This is a genomic window from Streptomyces sp. ASQP_92, assembly GCF_025399895.1.
Classification (GTDB): domain Bacteria; phylum Actinomycetota; class Actinomycetes; order Streptomycetales; family Streptomycetaceae; genus Streptomyces.
Map to the genome: position 1 here is coordinate 39079 of NZ_JAODUA010000028.1, position 19410 is coordinate 58488.

Sequence of the window (19410 nt, forward strand, 5' to 3'; positions counted from 1 at the left end):
CAGCGCCATCCTTCCCGCCTTCCTCCCGCAAAGGCCGGCGTGGGCCCTGCTCATCAGGGCGCAGTTGTCGTACACGGGGTCGTCGTAGCGGGGACGCGATCTTCAGCCGCTGCTTGAGGTTCGCCATCTCCCGGGATCTCCCCGGGCTCCGGATCGAGCCCGCACAGGTCCGCGAGCACCGCGCGGAGGAAGGCTTCGGCCGTAGCTCGGATCTCCTTGAGTTCAAATGGTGTGGAGCGGTGGACAACGCGGACAACGGACCGAGGGGGCTGCTTGTCGTGCGTTTCCGTGGCGCACGCACAAGACTGGTCAGCCTGTCGGGCGGAACGTGAAGGCCCGGGGTTGGGCGCCGTCGGGGGGAGTGAACCATTCGACGTGCATTGTGTTGTTGCGCGGCTCGGACATGATGCGGCTCGGTGTCTGGGTGCAGAACCCGGCGGGCTCGGATGCGGTGACCGCTTCGGGGCCGAACTTCAGCCCATTACCGGTGAAGGCGAGGATGGAGACGCCCTTGCAATGGTGGGCATCTCCGTCCCAAGAGAATTCCGCTCTGGCCTGGCCGAGGGGCCCCTGCACAATGGTCATGCGAACGGAAGAGGTCGGGTCGTTGCCGTCCTGTGCCCGCCAGGTGCCAAGGAATTGCGCGGGCACGGCACGGTCGCTGGAGGTGGCGCGGCGCAAGGTGGTGGTGATGCCTTGCGACTTCCAGGTGATGGTGTCGGCGTCCCTGCCCCGCAGGACGATGTCACCGGTCGGGGCGCAGGGGCCCGTGGAGGGGGCGGTGGCCGTTCCCGGTGTGATGACGAGCAGTGCGCCTGCGGAACTGACTGTTCCCTGGCTCTGGCACAGAGAATTCCGGGACAGCGTCAGTACGTTGGCCGCCGCGGTTCCCACGGTGCCTGCGCGCAGGACGATGCGGCGCAGGGAGGGGGACCGTTCGCCGGGCTCGGTGAACTCGCCTTCCCAGGCCCCGATGTAGTCCTTCGGCACCGCCGCGGAGGCAGGGGTGCCGGCGGGAGACGCGCTGGGTATGGAGTCCGACGGGTCTGCCGACGGCGAAGGTGAGAGCGACGGGCTCAGGCTTGGGGTGCGGGCCGGTGCCGTGGAAGGAGTGGTGGCCACAGGTGCGGGGCTGTTCACCGGGCCGCTTGCCGGGGGCTGCTCGTGGCGCAGGGCGAGCACGGTGAAGACCGTGGCCCCGGAGACGACCGCGGTGAGCGCCAGCGCGGTCACTATGACCAGCATGCGTTGCCAGGAACGGCGTGGACCGCCTGCGCGGAGAGAACCGGTGCGGGGTGGGGCGGGGAGAGCCGGGGTGTTCGGGGACGCGGACTGAAAGTAGAGCGCCGTGCCCTGTTGTACCGACCTGGCGCTGAGCTGCCGGACGGCGTTGTGCTGCTCCACCAGTGCGGCGCGGGAAACGAGAAGGATCGCGGCTGCCTCACGGGAAGTAGCCGTGTAGCGGGCCGGCAGCGCCGCGGCCTCTTCTTCCGCCCCGGCCGGATCCGCGGGAGTCGGTGACGTAGCCGCGGATCCGGTGTCGTAGGAAGCTGCTTCGTCGCGTACGCGGGTCACCGCGCTCTGTACGAGACGGACCTGTAGCAGCCGGTTTTCGGCTTCCTCCAGGTCCCGTGCCGCCGCCGGCGTCTGACCCGCCCGGCCTGACGGCACACCGGCGCTGGCGAACGATGAGCCCTCGGTGGGGGCGAGTTGCCTCTGAAGACCGGCGATGATGCCGAGGAGTAGGTGGACGAGTCGCTCGGTGTCCCGCAAGGTCGCCGTCGCCTGCTCCACCGCTTCCCCAGGCGGCACGCCCAGGCCGGATGCCGCATCGTCCACCGGGGGCACGGGCTGTTGCGCGGCAACTGCCGCGGCATGGAGGCGTTGAGCGTCTTCCCAGCGCTGGATGCGGGTGCGTTCATCGCGTACCAAGTCCTGGACCAGGCGCTTGAGTAAGTGCAGATGGATCAGCTTGGTGCCGGAACGGTATTCACCCCAGCTCGTCTTGCTGATCTTGTATCGCTCGGCCAGCTCCCGGACCGTGAAGTCCTTCGTCAGCGTCCGCACGAACAGCGCCAACGCGTTGGCCTGCTCGCTCTGCCCCTTGGGTCCGCCTTGCGGACGGCCTGCCTTCACCACCCCGAAATCCCCCCGTGGTTGTCCGCGTTGTCCGCCGTCCGCACCCCTCGACCTGCGGACACGCCAGAGCGTTGTTGATGGACAATCAGACCAGGTCACATCGTGGGACTCCAGCACTTCCCAGACAAACCCTGGAGCATCCCGTGATCCGTCTCCTGTCCCGCAGCCGCCCCCCATCCCGGCCCCGTAGAGGCAAGCAGCCCGCGTTCGTCAAGCGCATCAGCCTCATGGTCGCCGGCGCCGTGACGGCGGGCCTGATGTCCACCGTGCCCGCGGCGGCCACGGACACCCCCACCGCACCGATACCTCTGGCGTCCGTGGCCGCCACCGGCGACGACCAGGTGTTCGCGCTCGCCGCCGACCACAGCGCCGTCTACCAGTGGAGCGGGCACGGCACCGACTGGGTCAAGGTCGGCGGACCTGCCGAGGACCTGTACGCCGGCGGCGCAGGCCTCTTCGCCACCAACCGCGACACCCACAAGATCTACAAGTACAACGGCGCACCCGACCAGTGGGCCGAGATCGGCAATCCTGGCGCGGAGTTCGCCGTCACCGGCGACCACATCTACGGCCTGAACCCCGAACGTGACGCCGTCTACGAATGGAACGGCACCGGCACCGACTGGACCCGCATCGGCGGACCCGCCCAAGACCTCTACGCCGGCGGCGCGGGCCTCTTCGCCACCAACCGCGAGACCGGCAATCCTGGCGCGGAGTTCGCCGTCACCGGCGACCACCTCTACGGCCTCAACCCCGAACGTGACGCCGTCTACGAATGGAGCGGGCAGGGCACCGACTGGGTCAAGGTCGGCGGACCCGCCCAGGACCTCTACGCCGGCGGCGCAGGCCTCTTCGCCACCAACCCCGACACCCACAACATCTACAAGTACAACGGGCAGCCCGATGGTTGGGCCCAAGTCGGCGAAGCGGGCAGGTCCTTTGCCGTCGGCAGCGTCCACCTCTACGGCCTCAGCCCCGAACAGAGCGCTGTCCACCAGTGGACCGGCCACGGCACCGACTGGACCGCACTCGGCGCGCCGGAGACCCCGGCTCTGCCTGCGACTGAGGTACCCGTCCCGCCTCCCGCCACACCCCGGCAGGCACCAGACGAGCCAGCTGAGCAAGCGCCCCTGCCTGATGCAGCGACTCCCGACGACGAACTGCACGGCGTGCCGGAGACAGTTGGTCCCGAGCTGTCGGTCACAGCCAAGGGCGACCTGTACGCCCTCGCGCCTGATCACAGCAGCGTGTGGAAGCACGAGGACAAGACTCGCTGGACGAGGATCGGTGGACCGGCCGAGACCGTGCATGCCGGCCGGGCTGGGGTCTTCGCTCTCAACCCCGACACCGGCATGGTCTACCGCTATGACGGCGAACCCGATCGCTGGACCCGGATTGGTGAGTCGTCCTCAGACCTGGAAGTGACCGGCGATCACGTCTACCGCCTCTCCTCCGACCACACCGCCGTCTTCGAGTGGAGCGGGCAGGGCACCACGTGGACCGAGATCGGCGGCCCTGCCGACCAGCTCTATGCCGGCGGCGCGGGACTCTTCGCCACGAACCCCGACACCCACAAGATCTACAAGTACAACGACAGCCCCGGCCAATGGAGCGACATCGGCAGCCCCGGAGCGACCTTCGCAGTCAGCGACAAGCACGTGTACGGGCTCTCCCCCGACCGCACAGCCGTCTTCGAGCGGGGCAGCGGAGCTACGTGGCGGTACCAGGGCGGTCCGTCCCAGGCCCTCCAAGACCTGCGAGACGAAGACATCCTGCGCGAGTTGCGGGGCGAAGCGTACGTTCAGGAATACCGCCAGGCCAGCCTCCTGGCCGACGCGGACCTCACCGACTGGCTCGAGCACAACAGCGCGGGCATCTTGCTTGACCTCATCGGCGTGAAAGACATCGAAAAGTGCCTCACCGCGTCCGGAAAGGACAAGATAGCGCCGTGCCTACTGACCGTGGCCAACTTCAGCACTGTCATCACGGTCTTCCGCAAGGCGGACAAGCTGGAGAAGGCCGTCAAGACGGTCGCGGTCGGTCTGCCCAAATTCCGCAGTGAGGTCGTCACGGCCCGCAACGTCGTGATCCAGGCAAGGGCGCTGCTGGACAAGAACACCAAGGACTTGGCCGACGATTTCACGGGGCACAAGCCCGAACGGGCCGACTGCCGGCGTGACGGTCAGGGCTGGGTCGATCTGGGTAAGCGCGACGCAGCGAACGGCAATCGAGCCACTGCTATGAACGCCTGCCTCGACAAGACCTATCTCGACAACCACAAGGGCACCGACACCACGCCTGCGATCAGGCCGCCAGGCTACAACTGGGCAGGGCTTACCGCCCGCTACCTGGGCCTCAACCCATCCATGAGGATCAACAACTGTCACCTGCTCGGCAGACAGCTCTCCGGCTCCGGAACAGACTTGGACAATCTGGTGACGTGCAGCCGGGCCGCCAACTATCAGGTCAAGGGCGAGGAGGGATTCGCCAACGACATGGAGAAACTCGAATCGAAAGCGAAAGCAGCCGTGAAAGACGGTCAGGTCGTGCGATACACGGTGACACCCGTCTACTCAGGACGCCGTACCGTACCCGCAAAGATTGAACTTTTTGCGGTCGGCATGTACCCGGACGGACGCCCAGGCGGCCTTGTGATCGAAAGGAAACTCGACAACCGCATATTCGACCCAAGGACTAAGGTATGGCGCAACCTCGGGCTGTGGGTCTATATGGGCAAGGCAGTGCCCACAGGGCAGACACCCTGATCGCCACTGCCCAATAGGTCTATCCTCCTCTGACGTCACAATGGAGGAAGCCCTGCGACCCGAACGCGTGTGCTGACCCGGGACCATCTGGTGGCCGACGTGTCGGCATCCACAGTGGCTGATGAAGCCCACACACCCGCGAGGCCCGGGCGATCCGGGCCCGGCTACCCGGCTTGGGCAAGCCCCCCTCCTGGGGGGCTTGCCCAAGCCGGCCGCCGTAGGGGGCATTCGTTCACCCTGAACAAACCTCGCCCCCGGCACGCCCCGTGCTGTTTGTTCAGGGGAATGGACCTCCCCGTACTGCGGCGCCGCGAGTAGGAGACGCGGTGAGTGAGACTCCGTGCGGCTTCGACGCGGCGAAGCCGCGGGCCGCCCGCACGGCTGCGCGAGCGCCCCGCCACCAGTGCGCGGAACGTGCGGAACGAGGGAGTGGTGAAGCCACCCTTCAGGTTCTCCATCAGGCTTGTGAGTGAGGCGGGTAGCGTCGCATCGGGAAGCACCGGCGGGCCCCTCCAGCAGGAGCGTGGATCGGCACCGCCGATGCTTCTCCCAACTTCCCGGCCCTACAGGCACTTCAGCCGAGCTGTCAGTGGCCAGTTGGTGGGGAATATCTGGCCGTTACTGGTCACTCAGCGTGGTGGGTGCCGGCGGTGCGCGGTCCGCTGGTCGGGCGCCAGGTCCGTCGGGGTTAGTTCGCCGCCTCAGCCGTCCTGTTCGTCGAAGGCCGAGCAGGCCGCGGCCAGGGCGGGAATCGCTACTGTGGAACGCTGCCGAAGGTCATGCGGTGCCCGCGCGCTGTGTCCGTGTATTCGCGAACCCGGTGGATCAGCCCGTCCCGGAACTCGAAGACGAAACAGTAGTCGTTGATGTAGTGGTTGCCGTTGGCGAGCGTCGCCGTCACGGTCGCCTCCACGATCCCTTGCACGCCGTCGGCATGGGACGTGTGGAACGTGACGTCGAGGTCACCGACGAACAGGCGGGGGAAGTCCTCGGCCCAGAAGCGCACGATCGCCTTCCTGCCCACCATGTGGTTGGTCACTGTGAGGGTGTGGTCGATCAACTTGAGCGCGACGACAGTGGCGTTCGCCGGAGGCGACAGCCACTCGGCGTCCTCGGTGAAGACCGCGGAGATCCGGTCGGGGTCGTTGCTGGCGAGCGCCTGGAAGGCGACTTCGATGATGCTGAAGTTCATGAACCCACGGTCGCCGCTACCGCCTACCGGAGTCTTGGACAAATGCTCCGATCGGCCACCCCTAGCATGCAGCCATGCGTTCCACCGCACACCAGCATGCGGCCGCAGCCGGGTAGGACGTCGCGAGGCCGCCGAGTCCCGGCCGGACACCCGACGTCCGCATCGCCGGGTTCTGCAATCGAAGCGCGGGCGGGCGAGGGGCGGTTGTTCCCGTACCCCGCCATCACGCTGGTGGTCGCGTTCGGCAAGGGCTCGCTCGTCGTGGCCGACGCCGGTGGCCGGCACCCGCGGGGAAGTTTCGTTACCGGGCTGGTGACCGGCGCAGCGCGTATGCGGGGCGAGAAGGTCATGTGCCTGGAGGTGCGCCTGTCCCCGGTGGTCACACGCACCGTGCTGGGCACCGGCCCATCGCAGCTGGTCGGTGTCGTGGTCGCCCTCGATGACGTGTGGGGCCGGGACGCGGCACGGATCCGGGAGCAACTCGGTGATGCCACCTCGTGGCAGGAGCGTTTCGTCCTGGTGGAGGCGTCGCTCGCCAGCCGGGCGGAGACGGGACCGTCCGTGGACCCGAAGGTGGCCTGGGCCTGGGACCGGATTACCGTCAGCCACGGCCGGGGCCGGGTCGAGGAGTTGGCGGCCGAGGTCGGGTGGAGCCGCCTGTGGTCCCGGTTCGGGTCGCAGATCGGCCCTCCCCCCAAGCGCGCCGCGAGGCTGGTCCGCTTCGACCATGCCATCCATCGCCTGGCCGCGGGCGAGGGCCCGGGTCGCGGCGGAGGGAGGCTATGTCGACCAGTCCCACCTGCACCGGGACGTTGTGGCGTTCACCGGAATGACGCCGGCGACCGCAACCGGGGGGCCATCGCTGGCCGCGGACAACCTCGCGTGGGCAAAGCACGGCGTCAGCGAGACGGACTGACACCTCGCCCAGCGAACGCCCCCGCTCAACACAGGCGCAGACATCGCATCCCCTTGTGGAACCCAATCGGGGCCCCTTCGCTTGAACCGTTCCGGGTTTGATCGAGACTCTAGGGCGTGACTGTGATCTGGGGTTTCGTGGTTCTGCGGTAGTACGTGGTCTCGTATTCGGCGAGTAAGACGTGCCCTATTTCACCGTGGAGTCGGCGGTGGCAGTACCAGTCGACCCACTCGCATGCGTCCCAGCCCGCCGCCTGGGCGGCGCGGACGGGTACGTGGAGGCGTCGGGCGAGCCGGGCAGCGCAGGCGATGAAGTACAGGGTGCGTGTGGTCACGGGGGCAGTCCACAACGATCAGTAAGTGCGCGCGAGCGCCCCTCGGCAAGCTCGGCACCCAACAGGCGCAGATCCTCGACGAGTTGCTCGGTCTTGGGGCGGCACAGGAGCTCCTCGGGGGCCTGTGCCGCCGCTTTGAGGAGCGTGGTGACCGCTTCGGTACGCAGGCCGGCCTGCTTCTCACCGATGGCGCCGTCGGCGAGCAGGTGGGCGCGGCGCTCGCGCGGAAGGTCAGCGAAAGCGGCGCCGGTGATGTCCGCTGCGACGGCCACGGCGTCCGCGCCTTCGCTGAGCTGGACGTGGGCGGCGACCCGGTAAGCCTGCAGGTGGTCGGGCCGAAGCTGGTCCACAACTCGTTGCCATCGAAGGCGAGCCGGCCGGCGTGTTCGTCGGCCTGCGTGTTTGTCGGCCTGGTCCCGAAAGCCGGGCGCCGCGCGGGCGAGGGCGTCCCCGGACCGGCTGCGAGCGGATGCCCACCTCAACAGTGACGCCGAATGGCGAATTGCCGTCGTCTGAGGTGAAAGTGCCAGATCACGACGTTGCGGCTGGCTGTGGCCGGCGGCGAACTCACGGACCCAGTGGAGACCTTGAACCAAACCTGCGTGCGCCGGGCAAAAAAGGCCCGTTCGAGGCTTCGGCAGTTGGGCGATCTGCGTCCCGGTATCAGGAACTGGACCCGCTCCATACAGCTGACTCATAGTCGAAGCCGGGGCGCACTTCCACGTCGAGGCTGCTGGAGGCGCTCTTGGGCAGGTCGAATACGAACGTAGCGACCGACTTCTTGCCGGGCAGCACGGTGCCGGTCAGCCCGTTGATGCCTTGGGCGCTGTCGAAGATCGTCTCAGCGGAGCGTCCGTCGGCGTCCTTGGCTTGAACCGAGACGAGGTCGAGACTGGCCCTGTTGTCGGATCCGTTGGTCACGGTGACATCGACGGCAACGGCTTTGTCGCCAGGTGTGTAGCCGGCAGCGCTATCGGAGGGGGTGAACGGACGGGGTGGGGATACTTGCACCTGGAGGCCGTCTTTGTAGCGCTGCGTAGCACTGAACGGAAGTGTCCCGCTGCTGGGTGTCGTAGTCCCCGGCGAGGTGGTTGTGCTCGGGGCTGGGGTAGCGGGAGCAGCTGTCTTGGTCGGGCCGATCTCCTTGGAGACGTCGTTGAAGACGTCGGCGACGATCACGATCCCGATGATCGACATCACGATGGCGAGGCCCCCGAGGGTGGCGCCGGCGATCGACATCCGTCGGTTGGTGGCGTAGCCCTGTTTCGCGCGGCGCGCGCCGATGATCCCGAGGACCAGGGCCACGATGCCCAAGATGCCCGCCATCCAGAACAGAATGGGGGTGATCCCGGAGATGAGACCGATGATGCCCAGGATCAGGGCCGCGATTCCCAGGCCGTTTCGCGGCGCCGTCGAAACCGGCCTCCACGGGCCTGACGGATTCGGGGCGCTCCCACCGGAAGCACCCGGGGGCGGAGGCGGAGGCGGCGCTCCCTTGTCTTGGTCCGGGGGCCGCTCCGGTTCGTTCAGATCTGCCATCGTGGATCACTCCTCACCACCATGATGCGGCCATATTGAGAGAAAGCGCCCAACGAATCAGCGCAACGCTCGGTGAGCCGGACGGCTCGTGGCGTCGGTGATCTGGAACGCGTACTCGTAGGCCTTGCTTGCCCGTGATCAAGTCGGCCTTTACGGAATCTGCTCGAACGCGGCGCACGCCCGAAATACTGCCTCTTCACCAGTTGGACGGCAGCGTCCAGGCCGCGGAGTTACCGGGAACGAGTGCGCGGCCGCCGAGCGGGTACGGCCGGCTGACGGCGTCTCCTGCGCCGCCATGCCCATTGAGGGCTGGCGCCACCGTCGTTGGTGAGCGAGGCGCTGGGCCCCGGCCGACGTCTCCACCGCGTCGTCACTGCGCTCGGGCGCGCGGCGGGCGGGCTGCTACCAGGACCAGCCGTGCCCCCGCAGCAGCTGCCACGTGCCCTCCACGGTGTACGAGACGTGGAATACGGCCGATCAGCGTCTTAATCCGGGCCAGCGTCCACCGCTGGCCGGCCGACCCGTGGGCCAGCGGGCCCGCTCCGACAGGAAAGGGGGCTTGGACCACGATCATGGTCCAAGCCCCCTTTCCGCATTGGCCTCTACCCCGACCCGGGTCACAGACAGACACGGCCAGCCCGTAGGACCTCCCGATGCCCCTGCCTACAACAACGACGGGGCTATCCGACGCAGAGGGCAGTTCCATCAGTCACGGATCCAACGCCGCCTCCCCCAGCACCGTTTGGCCCGCCCTGGCCGCTTCCGCAGGCGATGTGGAGCTGATCAACCTCGGGTTCGGCGGCAGCGCACTGGTCGACCCGTTCACCGCCCGCGCGATGCGTGACACCCCCGCAGACCTGATCAGCCTCAAGCTCGGCCTCAACGTCGTCAACGGCGACGCCATGCGCCTGCGCGCCTTCGTCCCCGCCATCCACGGCTTCCTCGACACCATTCGCGAGGGCCATCCCACAACCCCCTTGCTTCTTGTCTCCCCCATCTTGTGTCCAACCCACGAGAACACCCCCGGCCCCCTCATGCCGGACCTCTCCGGTGGAAACCTGAAGTTCAGGGCCACCGGCGATCCGGCCGAAACTGCCGCCGGACGGCTGACACTCACGATCGTCCGCGACGCTCTCGCCGAGACCGTCAAGCAGCGGTCCCTCGAAGACCCAAACCTCCACTACCTCGACGGACTCGACCTGTACGGCGAAAGCGACTACGACGAGTTCCCCCTACCGGACGCGGTCCACCCCAGCCCCGAAGGACACCGCCGCATCGGCGAGAACTTCGCCATGCGCGTCTTCGGGAACAACGGGCCCTTCGCCATCGCGACTTAGAGTTCGCCGCAATTGTCTCGGTCACTCAGCGGGTGGCTGCGATGGCGATGGCGGAGCGTCTCGAACCGGACGGGCCGTGGGAGTTGCCCTGACGGCGGTCCCGGCTGCTCCAGTACGCTGCCCCAACGCGGTGGTAGGCACCGACACGGGGATCGACAGGTGTCGGCGGCCATCGTCTTCGTGGCCACGATGGGTTGCACCTGGCGCCAACCACCGCCGGACTTCGGCCCGTACGGGCCGACCGCGCACCGGCGATTCACCGAATGAAGCGGACCGGTCCCGTGTCCGAGGCAAACCCCACCACCTGATGCTGGGCCAACGCGGGTCCCGGTGACCTGGATCGATCGCGCTCCGCGATCGGCTCAGAGATCGTCACCGTTGGTGATCGATGGGAGATACGCCGCCCGCGGCAAGGGTAGGACCGCCTTCGAGGACGAGACGCCGACGGCCCCGGCATCACCGTCAACAATGCGCACGGCCCGAACAGCCCATCCTTCGACGTGACGTGGCCCGCGACCCTCGACGTTGCCGTTTCCTCGCGGCGCCACACCAGGGCTGTCGTGGCGATCGGTCGACCCGCACACAGCGGTGCTTGACAGAACAACTCGCAGCCGGGCAGAAGGAGACCGGCACGCGGTGGCGGCGCCTTCTCGCCGAGCGACCGGCTCTACTCGCCCTCGGGGTTCCTCGCGGTGTGGGACTGGAACTGTGAGCAGCGGGTAATCACGTTTTCCCCGAGTGCATCCGGTGGTCGGCATGCCATCTGCCCAGTGCCGAACTGCCCGGTGCCGAACTGCCCGGTGCCGAAGTGCCCGTCGGCCAACACGGTTGCGTCCAGCCCCTCGGGACGGGCAGCGCTCACGTGCCTGCCAACGGACACCGGCACCGACAGCGCGGCTTCCGGCGGAGGCGTTGGCAAAGGCTCGGCGTTGAGGGCCGATCACGGCGCAGTGGTATGACTCGTACCTCCTGCCGGTTCCTCGATCGGGTTGGTCGCGGGTGTGCGGCGGGCGAGGGCGAGGCTGGTCAGGGCCGTGATCGCCATCGCGGCGATGCCGACCAGCGCCGCCGTGGTGTAGGCATTGTCGTCGGGGAAGAGGTGGCCGGGACCGGTGTCCGTGGCGAGGATCAGGCCGCCGATGGCGCTGCCCAGGGAGTATCCGACGCTGCGGACGACGTAGTTGAAGCTCATGGCGCTCGACGTCTCGCTCCTGGGCGTGACGGCCAGGATGACGCCGGGCATGGCGGCCGTGAAGCTGCCGACGCCGAAGCCGAGCACGCCCATCGCCACGAACAGTTCGGCCAGGTCCGACCGGGCCGCCGCGAACAGGGCGAACCCGCAGCCGACCACGACGGCGCTGCCGGCCAGGAGCAGGGGATCGGCGATCCGCGTCCGGGCCCGCGGCGTGAGCTTGCCCGCGACGTACCCCAGCGCGGAGAACGGGATGAGGACCAGCCCGGCGACGAAGGTGGTCAACCCGAAGCCGTAGCCGGCACTGTGCGGCGTCTGCGCGTACCGGGTGATGAGCGTGAGCAGGAGATACATGCCGACTCCGCCGACGAACATGGCGAGGTTCGCTCCGGCGACCGCCGGGTGCCGCACCGCCCGCACATCGACCAGGGGCGTCGTGCTGCGCATTTCGATGACGGCCCATACGCAGAGCAGCACCACCGCGACGACGGCGAGGCCCACTGCCACGGCGAGGTGTTGACTCCAGAGAGTCCGTTCGCCGACGAGGAACAGCACCAGGAGCAGCGCGGCGGCCAGGACGAGTGCGCCTGCCACGTCCACGTGGGCGGAGCGGCCTTCGGGAGCTTCGGGCATGGAGCGCCACGCGGTCAGGAGGGCGGCGGCGGTGACGACCAGGCCGAGGCCATAGGCGGCCCGTACCCCGCCGAGGTCGGCGACCAATGCGGCCAGCGGGTAGCCGACGCCGGCCCCGATGATGGAGACCACCGAGATCAGGGCGATCGCGGCCGCGCTGCGCTCCTCGGGGAGGTGATCACGGGCCACGCCCATCATCAGCGGTGTCAGGCCGAGCCCGACGCCCTGGGCCGCCCTGCCGGCCAGCAGCCATCCGAACGGCAGCGGTAGCACGGTGAGCGCGCTGCCGGCGACGACGACCGCCAGCGTGGCGAGGATCGTGGCTCGTCGGTGTGGACCGGCTCCGAGCCGGCCCAGGACCGGCGTGGCGACGGCGCCGCTGAGCAGCGCGACAGTCAGCGTCCACTGCGCGCTGTCGAGCGAGACGTGGAACGAGGTCGCCACGCTGGTGATGAGCGGTGCCCCCACGCTGGCGACCGCCGCCACGACCAGAGCGATGAACATCAGGGCAGGGACCAGCAGCCGCGCCTCCGAACGCGCCACCGGTAACGCCTTCACCTCGACCCCGCCGACCGGCTGCTCGGTCACCGCCTCGGCCCTTCGCGTTCCTGGCTTTCGAGCTCCGCCAGATGCTTCAGCGCCGGAAGGGCCGCCACCAGCGCCTCGACCTCGTCGCCGGTGAGCTCGCCGATCAACCGCTCGAACGCGTGGACGCCCGCCTGGCGCCGCGTCCGGACATAGGAGGCGCCGGCCTCGGTCAGGCACACCAGCGTGACCCGCTTGTCGGACGCATCGCCCCGCCGCTCGACCAGGCCGGACTCCTCCATCACCCGGACCAGGGCGGTCATCGCGGGCTGGGTGACGCCCTGGACCGCGGCCAGATCGGTGATGCGCCGCGGGCCGCTCCGGTCCAGGGTGGCCAGAGTGGCGGCGGACGTCAGGCTCATATCCCGGGGCAGGCGTCTCGCGGCCCTGGTCGCCAGGCCGTAGAGGGCTGCCCCGATGGCGGCGAACGCATCTGGAGCGGTGTCTTGATGACCCATGCCCGAAGCATAACATTTTTATATTCATGGTTTATGTAAGTGTTCAACTGGGCGCGGACGGGGCGCCCCGTGGGCAGGCCGGCCCGCCGGATCCGGGTCAGCGCCAGGCCCAGCAGCCGGTCGGCGCCGTCGCCCTCCCCTCGGCGAGTCCCTCGAGCGCTATGCCCGCCCCGGCGTCGACTCGGTCGCCTGGCACGTCGCCGAACGCGACCCGGATGAGCGGGCGGCCCCCGCCCTGACCGAGGCCGCCACCCGGCTCCAGGACGGCGAACCGGGCGTCACCGAAGAGATCCGGGACGCCGCCGACCACTTCAGCGAGGAGCAGATGGACTCGATCACCCTGGAGATCGCGATGACCAACTTCTTCAACCGGATCAACCCCACGGTCCGGGAGCAGGCCGGCAAGACCTGGCGAGTCGGGCGGAGCGTCGTCCCCCGAGGCGGCACCTTCGGCTGGGGCCCGGCTGCGCGGCGGCAACATCAGACCCGGATTCCGTGGGGGCGGAATCCGTCACGGACATGTCCACCACACAAAAGACCAGATCAGACCCCATGAATCACTGCTCAGCTGCCCGTAACCCGGGGCCGCTGGGACCTGCTCGTGATCCCGCCCGAAACCGACCCGCCGCCGCACGCCTGACTAACACCGCCGCCATCCCCGGCAGCGTCCTGACCGCAGGCGTGCTGATGGCCAACGAGGTCGCCGCCGAACACGAGATCCTCAACAGCCGGCAACCCGAGACCAGCTGGGAGACCGAAGGCGGCGCCTGCACGTGCCCCTCCGATATCCTCATGGGCCGTCCAGCTCCTGAACCCGCCGCCCACCACATCTGCATCGACCCGCTGCCCCCACTGTCTGACCGCTCCCCCGCGATCTGGCCCAGGGTTGCCATCAATTGACGACGACGCACTCCACCCGCTCTACCGGCGGCCGGCCGACCGCACCGGCCACGGTCTGCCCGAGGCCGACCCGGTCCGGAGCGGCACCACCCCGCCCCCGCACGACCGCCCACCGCCGCCTGGCGGCGCAGACATACGTCGGCACCGAACCCTGCGTGTGGCGGCCCGAACCGCGAGATGACCGGTTCGGGACCGCCACACTCACATAGGGGAGCGAAGCGATTTCCCGGACAAGAAGCTTATAAACACAGGCCTCGAGGCAGTGTCGGTCGGATCGATGGGGGCATTCGATGGCTCGGAGGTTGATAACTATGGTTCCCCTGCTTCTCGTTCTTCTCCTGGCACTGATCCTCTTCGGCGCGGGCTTCGCGCTGAAGGCCCTGTGGTGGATCGCCGTCATCGTGCTCGTCGTCTGGCTGATCGGGTTCGTCGCCCGTCCCAAGGGAGGAAGCGGCCGCTGGTACCGCTGGTAGGCCGGCACAGCCGCAGTATCACCAACCAGGTGGGTGCCCCGCGCAAGTAGCGCGGGGCACCCACCTGTTGGCATGTCCAGCCACGTTGGGAGATCGGCTCATCACACCCTTGATCACGGGTACGGGCTTCACGTGGCCGTGGCGCGGAATCCGCGCACGGGAACCGCGCCTCCAGGAAACCGCGCCACGGCCCACCCGGCCGAACGAGCCGTCAGCAGCGGCGCGGACACCCGGCCAACATTCGCCCACCCCCCAACCACCGAGTATTCACCGGCACTGGCGGAGGCCAGCACCCTTCGGATGCCGGCCTCACGCACCTCATCGGGTCGGCACAACAGCGACCGTCGCGTCGAGCAGTGGCGACCCACGAGCGGAGAACGGCGATGCGGCCGTAGTTGTCACCCGGGGGCGGGGTGCCCTCGGTGTCGGCCTTCGCCAGCCGCGCCCACGCGCAGATATGCAGACATTCAGCGGGTAACCAAACGCAGATACTGACACAGCATCAGCCAATGCAGCCCGTACGCCCGACGCTTGACCTATCCTGCGCGCCCCTGTGCGTGAGCACCCCGCTCACCCACGATGTTCGGTGACCCAGAGGCCGGCGGCCCGTCAGCCGGCCAGAGCGAACTGCCGGGATTCCAGGAAGTGCCGCATGTCCTCAGGGGTACCGTCGAGGGCCTTGTTGCATGCGGCGCGGAGGGCGGCACTGATCCCCGGTGTGGCCAGGATGCGGGAGATGGCGACGCGGTCGTCTTCGGCTTGGGCGAGACGGTAGCCGGTGGTGATGAAGGCGCGGAGGGCTGCCGGGGTGTCGGCGTCCAGGGCTTTGCCGGCCTCCCGGATGACGGCTCTGTCTCCATGCTGCTGGGCCTGGTAGAGGATGCGGAACACGGCGACACGGTCGTCGTCCTGCGAGGCGCTGCCCGTCCGCGTTGCGGGCACCGCCGACGCGGCCGCACGCGTGTCGGCCGCCGAGCTGGCGGCGGATGCCGGAGTGGCCATGGCGAGCGCCGGTGCCAGGGTGGCGGCGGCGACGAGCAGGACGGCACGGGTGGAACGCATGGGGTGCTCCTTCAGGAGTGTGGGATGTGAACGTGCAGGTTCATGCTGCGACGTGACGATCATCCGCGTTCCCCGCCCGCCCTGTCATTGCCGGATCCGGACAGCAATTCGGCCCGCCCGCTGCCCGGCCCGTGACGGAGTGCGATACGGACCCCCGGACGCCTCAATCGGACGCTGCAGCGTAACTCCTTCGCAATGTCCGTACTGCCCCAACTTTCGACAGCAGCGCTCCCCTACCGCGGCGAAGCGCTGCGCACAACAACGGAGCGGATCACCGCCCTGGCCCCTGCGTCGGACAGCGGCCTACCTGTCGCAGGCGCATCTGCCGGTAAAAGGATCTACCCGCTCGTGAAAGAGCTGGCCACGGACGGAATCCCCGTCACGCTCTCGTGCAGGATCCTGAAGCTTGCCCGCCAGCCGATCCGGCATGGCGGACCGGACCGCGTGGCGGATCTGCTGGGGCAATAACTGGTGGAGCGCCTTCGGCAAGAACCGCGACAGGATCAAGAAGGCCGCCCCGCCGGTGCACGACGACCTCCTCCGCCGTGACTTCATCGCCACCGGCCCGAACCGGCTGCGGCTCACCGATCTCACCCAATACGCCACCAGCGAAGACACGTTGTACCTCTGCGCAGTCACGGCAGACCCCGGGGTCCGCGACTGTCTGCGCGATTTCCCTGCCGTGCTTGCCCGTATAGGCGAACAGCACGGCGCCTGCCCGGCAGCGGGAGTGGTCGCGCCGCAGCGTGGTGAGACCGAAACTGTCGTTCAGTTCGGCGTAGCGGTCACTGCCGATGCGGAAGAAGCCCAGGTCCAACAGCCGTACCGCGGCAGCCAGCACACGCGGACGGGTCAGCCCCCGCTCATCCAGATGCCTCTCGGCGGTCTCCCGCACCCTGGGCAGGGCCTCGGCGACGTCGAGCACATGGCTGCGCTTGGCCTGCTCCTGCTGTGCACGGAACTGCGGGTGATATAGGTACTGGCGGCATCCGGCGGCGTCCGTGCCCACAGCCTGGAGGTGTCCGGTGGGCCGGGCGCAGATCCACACGTCAGACCAGGCCGGCGGAATGACCAGCCCCCGCACGCGGGCCAGCTCGGCGGGTCGCGCACCATGCGGAGCTGTCACGCCCGGCTGACAGCGCCATCCGGGTCGCCTCCCAGCGATGGCATGGCGGACCCGGGTGAGGTCCGCGGAGCGGAATTGGTCCCGCGTCACCAAGACGCACGCCGACGCGTCAGGAGGGCTGGACCTGGTCGAAGAGGGCAAGGGCTTCCGCGGGGTCCGCGCTCACCAGTCGTTCCAGACCCGCCGTCGTGATGCGCGCCCACTTGCCGGCCCGTACCCACATCCGTTCCTCGAAGGCGCGGACCGCATCGTCGAGACCGTCAGGACCCAGGGCGATGGCCTCGGCGAGTTCGGCGCCTTCCAGCATCGCGAGATTGGCGCCCGCGCCGAGCGGGGGCATGAGATGGGCGGCGTCACCCAGGAGCGTCACCCCGGGGACGTGCGTCCAGGTGTGGCAGACCGGCAGGACGTGGACGGGGCGGTGGGCGAAGGCCGTACCGTGGCGCAGCAGGTCGAGTGCGGGCGCGGCCCAGCCATCGAAGCGAGCCAGCAGATCCGCCCGCACGGCCTCGACGTCGGCCGGGTCCAAGTGCGTGTGCCAGTCGAGCGGTGCGCGGAACCGGGCATACACCTTGATGTGCCCCCCGCTGTTGCGCTGGGCGACGAGGGAGCGGTGCGCGCCGTACAGGGCCACCGAGCCGTCCCCGACGAAGCAGGCGAGATCGGGGTGGCGGTTGTCGATGTCGTGGAGGGAGGTCTCCATCGCGGTGACGCCGGTGTAGTGCGGGGTCACCGGCGACACCGCCGAACGGGTCCGGGACCAGGCGCCGTCCGCGCCGATGACAAGGTCGAACGCCTCCTGTCGTCCGTCCTCGAAATGCACTGTGGCACCGCTTCGACCTCCCGGCACCACGCGTGTCACTCCCCGCCCCCACTGGATGTCGAGGGGGCCGAGCAGAAGGTCGCGTAGGTGCCCGCGGTCGATCTCTGGGTTGGCCCGCTCGTCGGGGCCGGGCCGCCAGTCGCGCAGCACGGTTCCGTTCGGGTCAAGGATGCGCATGGCCTGCCCCTCGGGACGGGACAGCGCGTGGAACTCCGCCAACAACCCCGCCTTGTCCATGGCGAGTTGGCCCATCCCCTCATGGAGGTCGAGGGTGCCGCCGACGGGGCGGGCGTCGGGGGCGGGGTCGCGTTCGAACAGGGCGACGGGGATGCCGTGTCGGTGCAGGACGCGGGCGAAGGTGAGACCGGCGGGGCCACCCCCGATCACTGCTATGCGGTGCCTCATGTCGATACACTGTATTGATGCGATACGGCGTATGGCAAGCCTTCGTCGCTTGCCACGGTGCAGGGGTGTCGCCGCAGGCGCGACGCGCCGCAACGGTGCACCGCGCGGCCACGTACGGTGTGCGCATGACTGTGTGGGACCGCCCGGAGCCGCCGACTCGCCCCGTGCCGCTCGACCGGGAGCGAATCGTCGCCGCCGCCGTGGCACTGGCCGACGAGGGGGGCCTCGAAGCCGTGTCGGTGCGCAAGGTGGCGGCTCGCCTGGACGCCGGCCCGATGCGGCTCTACAGATTCGTCTCCTCCAAGGAGGAGCTGTTCGACCTCATGGTGAACGAAGTCCAGGCCGAGATCGTCCCCAAGGGGCAGCCGGAGGACTGGCGAGAGACGTTGCGCCTCCTGGCCCAGCGGACCAGACGGGCCGCCCTGCGTCACGAGTGGTTGGCCGATCTGCTCGGTGGACGTCCGGCCATGGGTCCGAACGGTCTCGCCGTCGCCGAGGCCACGCTTGCCGCCTTCGACGGCCTCGTGGAGGTGGACACCGCCATGCGCGCGGTGGAGACCGTCAGCGCCTACTACATCGGCGCGATCAGGCGGGAGATCGCGAACCTGCGGGCCGAGCGCGCGACAGGTCTGTCCAAGGACGACTGGCAGCGGGCGTCCGGCCCGCACTTGACGCGCATGCTGGCCACGGGCGACTTCCCGGCGCTGGCCAGAATGGTCCACGAGGGCACCCACGTGGACGCCGAGACATCCTTCGCGACCGGCCTGGAATGGATCCTCGACGCGGTGTCCGCCAAAATCGGGCCGTCACCGTCGGCATGACGATCTGCGGGAACGAGACCTCGTGACGCCACTCGCCGACGTGCGGCACATCCCGCGTCCCACCGCGGTCGGGCCCGCCGGCGACGGGAAGCGGCCAGCGGGCGGAAACCCGTCGTGCGGCAGCAGTTGGCAGATTCCCCGCACGTGACCGGCCAAGCAGATCGCCGCAGGCCATGCCGTGCCCAGCGGCGTGGGGCGGCGTCATGAATGGGCGCCCCGTGCTGATCGTCGACGCGGCGAGCGTCGTCGGATCCGTCCCCGGTGGCTGGTGGCTGGTGGCTGGTGGCTGGTGGCGCGATCGAAGGGCGCGGCCGAGCGGCTGCGGACCGCCTTGCCGAGCGGCATACGGACGAGGAGGTCGTCCTCGTCGTCGAGGGAGCGGCCCGGGACGCCGAGTCCGTGCCCGGGGTGCGGGTCGAGTCCGCGTCCGGTAGCGGGGATGACCTCATGGTCGAGCTGGCCGCCGCCCATGCCGACCGGCCCTGCACGGTCGTGACCGCCGCGAACTACGCGAACGCGTCAGGGCGTACGGCGCCGAGTGCGTCGGCCCTCGGACGGTGCGGCCCGTCTGAGCATCGACTCCGACCGGCCGAGGGCCGCCCGGCCGCGCCTGGTGCTGGCCGCGCGGGGCGATCACAGCAAGCGGTCCACCAGGGCGTCGACGTACTCCGGGGTGAGCGGGTCCATGCCGAACAAAACGCGGATGTACA

16 protein-coding genes and 2 pseudogenes are annotated in these 19410 nt (G+C 68.9%); 7 read left to right on the plus strand and 11 right to left on the minus strand.

What is annotated here, in order from left to right; genetic code table 11:
• Window positions 1-309: 309 nt before the first annotated feature.
• Entirely contained in the window at window positions 310-2139 is a 1830-nt protein-coding gene (locus N4G70_RS33965; protein WP_261716628.1) for a hypothetical protein, read from the minus strand.
• Between the two features lie 143 nt (window positions 2140-2282).
• Between N4G70_RS33965 and N4G70_RS33970 the strand changes: the two genes are divergently transcribed.
• Window positions 2283-4904: a DNA/RNA non-specific endonuclease gene (locus N4G70_RS33970; RefSeq protein ID WP_261716629.1), complete on the plus strand. Its 2622-nt coding sequence runs from the start codon at window positions 2283-2285 to the stop codon at window positions 4902-4904.
• A 754-nt stretch (window positions 4905-5658) separates the two neighbouring features.
• On the opposite strand, the gene N4G70_RS33975 is transcribed toward N4G70_RS33970, so the two are convergent.
• From N4G70_RS33975 to N4G70_RS37235, 5 genes are all read right to left on the minus strand, one after another.
• On the minus strand, window positions 5659-6096 hold the full coding sequence (locus N4G70_RS33975; protein ID WP_261716630.1) for a nuclear transport factor 2 family protein: 438 nt from the start codon (window positions 6094-6096) through the stop codon (window positions 5659-5661).
• A 1025-nt stretch (window positions 6097-7121) separates the two neighbouring features.
• A complete protein-coding gene (locus N4G70_RS33985) occupies window positions 7122-7346 on the minus strand; it encodes a hypothetical protein (protein ID WP_261716631.1) in 225 nt (74 codons plus the stop codon).
• Window positions 7343-7696 (minus strand): hypothetical protein, encoded by a 354-nt coding sequence (locus tag N4G70_RS33990; RefSeq protein WP_261716632.1) that lies wholly within the window; start codon window positions 7694-7696, stop codon window positions 7343-7345. The genes N4G70_RS33985 and N4G70_RS33990 overlap by 4 nt, the downstream gene beginning before the upstream one ends.
• 313 nt (window positions 7697-8009) lie before the next feature.
• A complete protein-coding gene (locus tag N4G70_RS33995) occupies window positions 8010-8885 on the minus strand; it encodes a DUF4190 domain-containing protein (RefSeq protein ID WP_261716633.1) in 876 nt (291 codons plus the stop codon).
• Window positions 8886-9287: 402 nt separating this feature from the next.
• Complete coding sequence (locus N4G70_RS37235; protein ID WP_399037821.1) at window positions 9288-9335, minus strand: hypothetical protein; 48 nt, start codon at window positions 9333-9335, stop codon at window positions 9288-9290.
• Between the two features lie 245 nt (window positions 9336-9580).
• Here N4G70_RS37235 and N4G70_RS34005 point away from each other — a divergent pair.
• A pseudogene (locus N4G70_RS34005) lies at window positions 9581-10222 on the plus strand (GDSL-type esterase/lipase family protein); the annotation flags it as partial.
• 12 nt (window positions 10223-10234) lie between these two features.
• The gene (locus tag N4G70_RS37240; RefSeq protein WP_399037813.1) at window positions 10235-10489 is read left to right on the plus strand and encodes a transposase; all 255 of its coding nucleotides are present in this window, start codon (window positions 10235-10237) and stop codon (window positions 10487-10489) included.
• Window positions 10490-11162: 673 nt separating this feature from the next.
• Here N4G70_RS37240 and N4G70_RS34010 read toward each other — a convergent pair.
• Window positions 11163-12635: an MFS transporter gene (locus N4G70_RS34010; protein ID WP_261716634.1), complete on the minus strand. Its 1473-nt coding sequence runs from the start codon at window positions 12633-12635 to the stop codon at window positions 11163-11165.
• Window positions 12632-12994, minus strand: coding sequence for a MarR family transcriptional regulator (locus tag N4G70_RS34015; protein ID WP_315904330.1), 363 nt, complete (start codon window positions 12992-12994; stop codon window positions 12632-12634). Before N4G70_RS34015 ends, N4G70_RS34010 begins: the two co-directional genes overlap by 4 nt.
• Before the next feature lie 615 nt (window positions 12995-13609).
• Here N4G70_RS34015 and N4G70_RS34020 point away from each other — a divergent pair.
• Both N4G70_RS34020 and N4G70_RS34025 read left to right on the plus strand, forming a co-directional pair.
• A complete protein-coding gene (locus tag N4G70_RS34020; RefSeq protein WP_261716636.1) occupies window positions 13610-13990 on the plus strand; it encodes a hypothetical protein in 381 nt (126 codons plus the stop codon).
• Window positions 13991-14301: 311 nt separating this feature from the next.
• Window positions 14302-14463 (plus strand): hydrophobic protein, encoded by a 162-nt coding sequence (locus N4G70_RS34025; RefSeq protein ID WP_261716637.1) that lies wholly within the window; start codon window positions 14302-14304, stop codon window positions 14461-14463.
• Between the two features lie 609 nt (window positions 14464-15072).
• Here N4G70_RS34025 and N4G70_RS34030 read toward each other — a convergent pair.
• The 3 genes from N4G70_RS34030 to N4G70_RS34045 form a co-directional block, all read right to left on the minus strand.
• Window positions 15073-15525, minus strand: coding sequence for an ALF repeat-containing protein (locus N4G70_RS34030; RefSeq protein ID WP_261716638.1), 453 nt, complete (start codon window positions 15523-15525; stop codon window positions 15073-15075).
• 379 nt (window positions 15526-15904) lie between these two features.
• Window positions 15905-16741 carry a hypothetical protein gene (locus N4G70_RS37245; RefSeq protein WP_399037818.1) on the minus strand — a complete coding sequence of 279 codons (837 nt, stop codon included), beginning with the start codon at window positions 16739-16741 and terminating at the stop codon, window positions 15905-15907.
• Between the two features lie 19 nt (window positions 16742-16760).
• On the minus strand, window positions 16761-17879 hold the full coding sequence (locus N4G70_RS34045; RefSeq protein WP_261716639.1) for an NAD(P)/FAD-dependent oxidoreductase: 1119 nt from the start codon (window positions 17877-17879) through the stop codon (window positions 16761-16763).
• A 125-nt stretch (window positions 17880-18004) separates the two neighbouring features.
• Between N4G70_RS34045 and N4G70_RS34050 the strand changes: the two genes are divergently transcribed.
• Together N4G70_RS34050 and N4G70_RS34055 are read left to right on the plus strand one after the other, a co-directional pair.
• Window positions 18005-18700: a TetR/AcrR family transcriptional regulator gene (locus tag N4G70_RS34050; RefSeq protein WP_261716640.1), complete on the plus strand. Its 696-nt coding sequence runs from the start codon at window positions 18005-18007 to the stop codon at window positions 18698-18700.
• Between the two features lie 203 nt (window positions 18701-18903).
• A pseudogene (locus N4G70_RS34055) lies at window positions 18904-19272 on the plus strand (NTP pyrophosphohydrolase).
• Window positions 19273-19410 lie beyond the last annotated feature (138 nt).

Bases quoted from the DNA above. Each gene is read 5' to 3' on its own strand.
- N4G70_RS34030 (WP_261716638.1), bottom strand. From the start codon at position 15,525: ATGCGTTCCACCCGTGCCGTCCTGCTCGTCGCCGCCGCCACCCTGGCA.
- N4G70_RS34045 (WP_261716639.1), bottom strand. From the start codon at position 17,879: ATGAGGCACCGCATAGCAGTGATCGGGGGTGGCCCCGCCGGTCTCACC.
- N4G70_RS34025 (WP_261716637.1), top strand. From the start codon at position 14,302: ATGGTTCCCCTGCTTCTCGTTCTTCTCCTGGCACTGATCCTCTTCGGC.
- N4G70_RS34050 (WP_261716640.1), top strand. From the start codon at position 18,005: ATGACTGTGTGGGACCGCCCGGAGCCGCCGACTCGCCCCGTGCCGCTC.
- N4G70_RS33995 (WP_261716633.1), bottom strand. From the start codon at position 8,885: ATGGCAGATCTGAACGAACCGGAGCGGCCCCCGGACCAAGACAAGGGA.
- N4G70_RS34020 (WP_261716636.1), top strand. From the start codon at position 13,610: ATGTCCACCACACAAAAGACCAGATCAGACCCCATGAATCACTGCTCA.
- N4G70_RS34015 (WP_315904330.1), bottom strand. From the start codon at position 12,994: ATGAGCCTGACGTCCGCCGCCACTCTGGCCACCCTGGACCGGAGCGGC.
- N4G70_RS33975 (WP_261716630.1), bottom strand. From the start codon at position 6,096: ATGAACTTCAGCATCATCGAAGTCGCCTTCCAGGCGCTCGCCAGCAAC.